The sequence below is a fragment of the Pontiella sp. genome (assembly GCF_041622395.1).
Taxonomy (GTDB): Bacteria; Verrucomicrobiota; Kiritimatiellia; order Kiritimatiellales; family Pontiellaceae; genus Pontiella.
Map to the genome: position 1 here is coordinate 1 of NZ_JBFJYW010000215.1, position 6,828 is coordinate 6,828.

Consider the following 6,828-nt stretch of genomic DNA (forward strand, 5'->3'; position numbering starts at 1 on the left):
GCGTTTCGAGGTGCTTCTGCTTTTCGCGGTTGAAGTGGTTCTTGCAGTCCTTCAGCTGCGGATTGCGGATCGAGACCGACTTCGAGCGCTCGCGCGCCAGTTTTTTGACCGAGTTGAGCTCCTTGCGCAGTTTCTGCGTCTCCTCGATCTTGGTGATCAGCTTCTTCGCCTCGTCCGGCGAGCGGTGCAGCAGATCGGCCACCACCTGCGAAACCTTGGCCACGATGTCCGAGCGGATCTCCGAGTTGCCGAGCTTGTTCTTGGTCTGGCTCTCGAAGATCGGTTCCTTCAGGCGGATCGCCACCGCGCCGAGCACGCCTTCGCGCACGTCGTCGCCGGAATATTTCTTGCTCGCATAGTCGTTGATGCCGCGCAGCAGCCCTTCGCGGAAAGCGGAAAGATGGGTGCCGCCGTCGGAGGTGTATTGGCCGTTGACGAAGGAGTAGTACTCCTCCGAAAAGCGGTTGGTGTGGGTGAGGGCGATTTCGAGCGTCTTGTCGCAATAGTGCAGCGGCGGGTAGATCTTTTCGTACTGGCTCTCGTCGCGGATCAGGTCGAGCAGGCCGCCCTTGCAGTGGTAGAGCTCGCCGTTGAACCAGATCTTCAGGCTGGCGTTGAGATAGGCATAGAACCGCAGGCGCCGCGCCAGATGGTCGGTGTTGAACTCGAACTTCTTGAAGATGTCGGGGTCGGGCGAGAAGGCCACGAACGTGCCGTTGGGCTCGTCCGTCTTGCCCTGCTCCTCGCGCACCAGTTTGCCGCGCTCGAACTCGGCCTCGACATATTCGCCCTCGCGGTGGGAGCGCACCAGGAAGTAGGTCGAGAGCGCGTTCACCGCCTTGGTGCCGACCCCGTTGAGGCCGACGCTGAACTGGAAAACGTCGTCGTTGTATTTCGCGCCCGTGTTCATTTCCGAGACGCAGGCCACCACTTTGCCCAGCGGAATGCCCCGGCCGAAGTCGCGGATCGTGACCATATCCTCTTCGATCGACACGTTGATCCGGTCGCCGTGGCCCATGATGAACTCGTCGATCCCGTTATCGATCACCTCTTTGACGAGGATATAGATACCGTCGTCGTAGTGCGCGCCGCTGCCGGTACGGCCGATATACATGCCCGTACGCAGGCGGATATGCTCCAGCGAGGAGAGCGTCTTGATCTTGTCTTCCGTGTATTCGTGCTTCTTTTTCGCGGCCATGTGCCTAAAACCCTCTAAAACCACAAGATATGGATGGAAATTCCCCTATAAACCACAAAATCTAGCAATTCGTCCCGCCTGCTTCAAGCGGTTCGCCCGCCTTTTTAACTCGTTCCCAATCACACGTTTAAACGTGTGGGTAGACCGGAGTCCCGACGTCGCACTTTACATTGCCCCCGCGCCACTTAAGATAGTTGCATGAAAGAAAGGGAAACGATGAAATCCAAGCAACCGCTCCCCGCCGCCGGGATGCCGCCCGCCGCCGAGCCGCTTTTTGAAGCCCGGCCGATCGATTGCACCCGCAACAACCTGCGCCGGCAGTTCGCCGCCCGATAAGGATCCATGGGACGCAAACGCAGACGTCGATTGACCGTAAAGCTCAAGATTCTTCTGGTTGGGGTCGGGATTGCGTGGTTCGTGCTCGAGGGGCGCTTCTATTTTCCGAAACCCGTTCGCCCGCCTTCGGGCGCGACGCCCGTCGTCGTCGAAATGGAAACCACCTCCTACTGCCACTGCAGGAAATGCTGCTCCTATAAGTGGCTCGCCTTCATTCCCTACCAGAAGACGGGAAGGTTCAGCTGGCGCATCAAGCACATCGGCGTCACCTCCTCCGGGGCCAAAGTCGGGCCCGGCACCCTCGCCGCCGACCCCTCGATATACCCCTACGGCACCGTCATGTACGTCCCCGGCTACGGGTACGGGCGCGTCGAAGACACCGGCGGCGCCATCAAGGGGCAGCACATCGACCTCTACCGCCCCAACCATTGGTTCGCCCGCAGCTGGGGCGTTAAAAAGCGCAAGGTCAAGGTCTGGCTTCCGCCAAATGCACCGGAGGAGGGGACGGCCGCGCCTGCAAGCCCGCCCGCCCTCGCAACGGTAAACCTGAATCCGGGAATGGAACCACCGATAAGCTCAGATGGACACTGATGCCCGATTCGAGAAGGCGTTTGTCCCGCTCACCCGCCCGAATAAGAGCCTGTTCTGAAATCTGCGATCCATTTGCTTTTCGAGGGTAGGTTTTGCCGGCGACGGCTTCGCTTGGCCGGCGCCGGTCGAAAGGCTCGGTTTTCTCGAGTGGCGGCAAAATCCGCCAAAGGCCTTGCCATGCTTCCGCGGATTCCTGTATTTATTCCGTCCGCTTTTTTAAGCGGGCTCGTAGCTCAGTCGGTCAGAGCAGGAGACTCATAATCTCTTGGTCGGGGGTTCAAGTCCCTCCGAGCCCACCACTTTAAGGCCAGTCGCTTGCGGCTGGCTTTTTTAGTGGCTGGACGCCGAGCCCCGTATTTGATGGAGAGCTGGTTTCTTCGGCCCGGTTTTGGGGCTTTTCCCATAGCCGTAGCCCGTGATGGTCCTATTTTCCGATAACCCGTTCGAGTGCCTGCATGAACGCGGCACATTTCTGCGGATCGCGGGCATCGGCGTGCGGAGCCGCGAAACGCTTGGAATCGTTGTCGTAGTACTTTCCGGAAGCGTCGGCGAATTCGTCCGACACTGCGGCGCGGCAAAGAAGGTCGGCGCCGATCTGCAAATCTCCGCCGTCGACGCCGAACGCTTCTTTGACCATTTTGCTACCGAGCAGCGAGCCGGGATTCACCGCAAGAATCGCGGGCCCCTCGTTGCCCAGCTTGGCGGCCAGCTCGGCGGACCAGATGGTCAGCGCCAGTTTGCTTTGGGCATAGGCCTGCATCTCGTCCAGCACGCCGCGTCCGCCGAAGGCCTCCAGATTCACCGGGGCCTGCGCGGCGGACGAGAGGTTTATAACGCGCCCGGAGCGGCCCAGCAGCGGCAGGAGCTTTTGGGTCAGCACATAGGGCGCAATCGTATTGACCACAAACCGCACATCCAGACCGCAGTCGAGTACGGGTTCCGCCACGCGTAGGACGCCGGCATTGTTGATCAGCACGTCGAGCGCACCGTGTTCGTTCCGCACGGATTCGGCGAGTGCTTCAACCTCATCCATAATCGAGAGTTCGGCCACATAGCCTTTTGCCTGCAGTTCGTCGGCCACCGCCGCCACCTTGGCGGGATTTCGTCCATGGACCAAAACGCGATGGCCGGCCGCTGTGAGCATGCGGGCGGTTTCCAGCCCGATGCCGTCTGTTGCCCCGGTTATGAGGATTGTTTTCTTCATGATAACTCCCGTCGGTTATTCGGATGCGACGGTGTATTTCCCGTCGGTGCGCACGTAGATGACGGTTTCGCCATGCCGACTCGATGCGATGCGGTGTGCGGCGGTGCCTTTGGAGCTGAATAGACTGCCTGGTTCCAGAACGCGGCCGCTTTTGGCCTGATGGTTGAGCTCGCCTTTGATCACGACGCCTCGGAAGGAGGGGCCTTCGCTTGTTATGGTTCCGTCAAATCCGGCCGGCAGTTTGATGAAGGAGCCATTCAGCCGTCCGTCCTCCGTGTTGCCCCAAAGAACGGCCACTTGGACGCCGGCCTGCTGGATCCAGACGATGTCCGAGGCATTCAGCCAGACCAGGTTGGTGTGGTCGACATTGACGGGGCGCTCCTCGCTATCGAACGCTTCTTCTTTGGGAAGCACGAGGTAGGGCCCTTCTTCGATCTCGATATAGGCGATTGCATCGGTGCCTTGCGCGGCGGTGATATGCACGTGTCCTTTTGGTTGCGTCCAGAAGGAGCCTGCCGGCATCCACAGGTCGGCCGCGTCCGGGTCGTCATTGTGCAGCACGCCCTGGATCACCACGCCGCGGTAGGAGATATTGTGGATATGCGGCGGCGATTCGAAGTTGGGCGGCGGCTTCAGCAGAAAACCGGTCGGCTCCGTGCCGTTGCGGTCGCCCCAAAGCGTTCCGGCCTTGGGGGCGAGGTCGCCGCGTTTCGGATTCAGGTGCGTCCATTCCACTTCCGAATTCAGAACAATACGTATGTTCTGCCGATCCGGTGGGGGCGTTTTCATCTCGGCCGGCGCGGCGCAGGCGGCGGCCAACAGGGCGATGGGTAGGGCTATTTTCGTGTTCATGCAATCCTCGCTTAGTTTACGGGGTTGTCGATAACGACTTTGCCCATGCCCTGACCGCTTTCCAGGCGGGCGTGTGCGGCGCCGGCTTCTTCGAGGGAGTAGCGGTTTTCATCCAAAACGGGTTTCAGGCCGCCGGCCTCGGCAATCCGGGCGAGCTCGCGCAGGATGGCTGCATGGGCTTCGCGTTTAAAATGGTGCAGCATGGGAATCAGCATGAAAACCACGTGCAGCGACAGGCCTTTGAAGTGGGCCACGGAGAGCTCGATTTCGCACAGCGAAACGGTCGAGGCGACCTGGCCGTTCAGCGCCGCCGCGTTAAAGGAGTTGAGCATGTTGGCGCCGCCGACGGAGTCGAAGACGATATCAAAGCCTGCGCCGGCCGTGTGTGCGGCAACATACTGTTCAACGGATTCGGTTTTATAGTTAATGGCGGTGGCGCCCAGTTTTTCAATGAGGGCCAGCTGCCGGTCTCCGCCGCCGGTGGAGTAGACCTCCGCCCCGAACTGTTTGGCCAGCTGCAGGGCCACATGGCCGACGCCGCCGGACCCGCCGTGAACCAGCACCTTTTGACCCGCGGCAATGCCTGCGCGTTGCAGTCCTTCGTAGGCGGTGATGCCCACCAGCGGCAACGCCGCCGCTTCGCGCATCGACAGGTTTTTCGGCTTATGCGCCATTAGGTTGGCATCGGCAACGATGTATTCCGCCAGCGTACCCGGCAGATCGGCCAGTCCGCCGGCGCAGCCATAGACCTCGTCGCCGACCGCATAGCCTTCAACGCCCGCGCCGACGCACTCGACGGTGCCGGCAAAATCCATCCCCAACAGGGCCGGGGTGTCGGGCGAAAGCGGCAACGCCTTGCCCATCTTTCGGATCATGGTGTCCACCGTGTTGACGCTGGACGCCGCGATCTTGACCAACACATGGCCCTCTTTCATTCCGGGTTTTTCAAGTTCGGCGGCTTCGAAAACGGCATCTTCGCCATACGCTTTAATCAACATTGCTTTCATCTGCGATCTCCTGGGTTGCTTTGTGATGAGGCCAACCTACGTCCGAACGCCGGATTTGGGAAATTCCTTGTTTTCATGGGACCTATTCATAAAATCGATAGATCGATCGTCTCGTGAAACAACGGGGTTTTTGAGGCGTTTTTCAGGTGCGCGATGGACGCCGGAATGGAGAAGGTGCGCGAAATCAATTCCGGCTTTTCGGAGAATCATGTATTTCATGGGTACGGGTTTTCGTTTTTTAAGCAGTTGCCGAGCCTATTTTTATGAGCACACCATCCAGTAAGCTTGAAGCCGATCTTCACACGTTGCGTTCGCTGGTGGCCGTGGTGGAAGAGGGCGGTTTTTCGGCGGCGGCCAAACGGGTGCACCGAACGCAATCCGCGGTCAGTGTTCAAATTGCCAAGCTGGAGGACCAACTGAACGCCAAACTGCTTGAACGGACCAGTCGATCGGTTTCATTGACCCCGAAAGGCGAAGCGTTCCTGAGCTATGCCCGGCGCATCCTTGAGCTGGCGGACGAAGCGATGGCGGCCTGTACTGCGGAAGAAAAGGCACTGCTGCGCGTCGGGGTTGCTGAATATCTGGCGCCGCGCCATCTCGACTCGGTGCTGGGTTCGTTCCAGGAGGCGCACCCCAACTGCAACCTAAGTCTAACGCTGGGGTTGGGCCCACCGCTGCTCGAACGGCTGGAGCAGGGGGGACTGGACCTCGTGATTGGCGGCCCGGAGGGAAGCAATGGCAACAAGCTCTGGGACGAACCCTTGGTTTGGACCGGTTCTGGCGAGGTGCCGGAAGACCGTTCGGCGGCATTGAAGCTCGTTCTGATGCCGGCCCCCTGCATCTATCGGAAAATTGCCTTTGATGCGCTGACGGGCGTGTCGCGGCCATGGGTGATGTCGATTGAGGCGAACTCGTTTGAGGCCGTTCAGGCTGCCATTCGGGCCGGTCTTGGAATTACGGTGTTGCCGGAGGCCGCGATTAAAGACGGGATGACGGTTCTGAAGGGCAAACTCCCGGCGCTGCCGGATTCCTGCGTGATGAGCTATACGCGGGCCAAGGTGTCGCACCCGTTCACGCAACCGTTTATTGACGATCTCGTTGAGAGCGTTGAAAGGCTCCGAAGGGATCGCGACGCGGGCTGACGGGAGAAGAATCCAACGGATTATCGCTTTCCCCGCCGGTACTTTCATTTCCGTTGACCGGGGAGAACGGCCTTCGCCAAGTCATCGGCTTGTTCGCCGAAGCCTTGGCGAAGGCTGGTGGAGGCGGGGGGAATTGAACCCCCGTCCGAATAAGAGTCACAGCAGCTTCTACGTGTGTAGTTCGACATTAAAGGATTCGCCGCCGCCGCTGCCGCCGAACAAGGCCACTTTGGTCGCTAGTTTCCTGTTATGGTTTTCGAGCCGCATTCCGGGAACCCGAATGAAGCCTTAGCCTGTTGTCGTCGCCTCTATCTCCTAACAGACATTAGAGTAGAGACGTAGCGGAACTATGCCGCTAGTGCGTAACTTTCGTCAGCATTTATGTTTTTGGGCTCCTTTTTACGAGGCCTGGAGTCCAACCTCGACACGCCACTGAAGCTTCAACTTACCCGTCGAAACCAGTCGCCCCCAAATAAATGGGTTGTAAGCAGGGACAGA

General features: G+C 59.5%; 6 protein-coding genes, 1 tRNA gene and 1 other RNA gene. 3 read left to right on the plus strand and 5 right to left on the minus strand.

Annotated elements, in window-relative coordinates; all coding sequences use genetic code 11:
• Positions 1-1,198: ATP-binding protein (locus ABYO54_RS12110; RefSeq protein WP_372808514.1), on the minus strand; the 1,198-nt coding region annotated here is incomplete at its 3' end.
• Between the two features lie 342 nt (positions 1,199-1,540).
• On the opposite strand from ABYO54_RS12110, the gene ABYO54_RS12115 reads away from it, so the two are divergent.
• Both ABYO54_RS12115 and ABYO54_RS12120 read left to right on the plus strand, forming a co-directional pair.
• The gene (locus tag ABYO54_RS12115) at positions 1,541-2,125 is read left to right on the plus strand and encodes a 3D domain-containing protein (protein WP_372808515.1); all 585 of its coding nucleotides are present in this window, start codon (positions 1,541-1,543) and stop codon (positions 2,123-2,125) included.
• A 222-nt stretch (positions 2,126-2,347) separates the two neighbouring features.
• A tRNA-Ile gene (locus ABYO54_RS12120) sits at positions 2,348-2,424 on the plus strand.
• A 125-nt stretch (positions 2,425-2,549) separates the two neighbouring features.
• Here ABYO54_RS12120 and ABYO54_RS12125 read toward each other — a convergent pair.
• Genes ABYO54_RS12125 through ABYO54_RS12135 form a run of 3 tightly spaced genes read right to left on the minus strand, consistent with a single transcriptional unit; the run spans position 2,550 to position 5,188 of the window.
• A complete protein-coding gene (locus tag ABYO54_RS12125) occupies positions 2,550-3,329 on the minus strand; it encodes an SDR family NAD(P)-dependent oxidoreductase (RefSeq protein WP_372808516.1) in 780 nt (259 codons plus the stop codon).
• 15 nt (positions 3,330-3,344) lie between these two features.
• Entirely contained in the window at positions 3,345-4,181 is an 837-nt protein-coding gene (locus ABYO54_RS12130) for a DUF4437 domain-containing protein (protein ID WP_372808517.1), read from the minus strand.
• 11 nt (positions 4,182-4,192) lie between these two features.
• Positions 4,193-5,188 (minus strand): zinc-dependent alcohol dehydrogenase family protein, encoded by a 996-nt coding sequence (locus ABYO54_RS12135; RefSeq protein ID WP_372808518.1) that lies wholly within the window; start codon positions 5,186-5,188, stop codon positions 4,193-4,195.
• Between the two features lie 263 nt (positions 5,189-5,451).
• Here ABYO54_RS12135 and ABYO54_RS12140 point away from each other — a divergent pair, with 263 nt between their 5' ends.
• The gene (locus tag ABYO54_RS12140; protein ID WP_372808519.1) at positions 5,452-6,330 is read left to right on the plus strand and encodes a LysR family transcriptional regulator; all 879 of its coding nucleotides are present in this window, start codon (positions 5,452-5,454) and stop codon (positions 6,328-6,330) included.
• Positions 6,331-6,445: 115 nt separating this feature from the next.
• On the opposite strand, the gene ssrA is transcribed toward ABYO54_RS12140, so the two are convergent.
• Positions 6,446-6,800: a transfer-messenger RNA gene (gene ssrA, locus ABYO54_RS12145) on the minus strand.
• Positions 6,801-6,828: the final 28 nt, after the last annotated feature.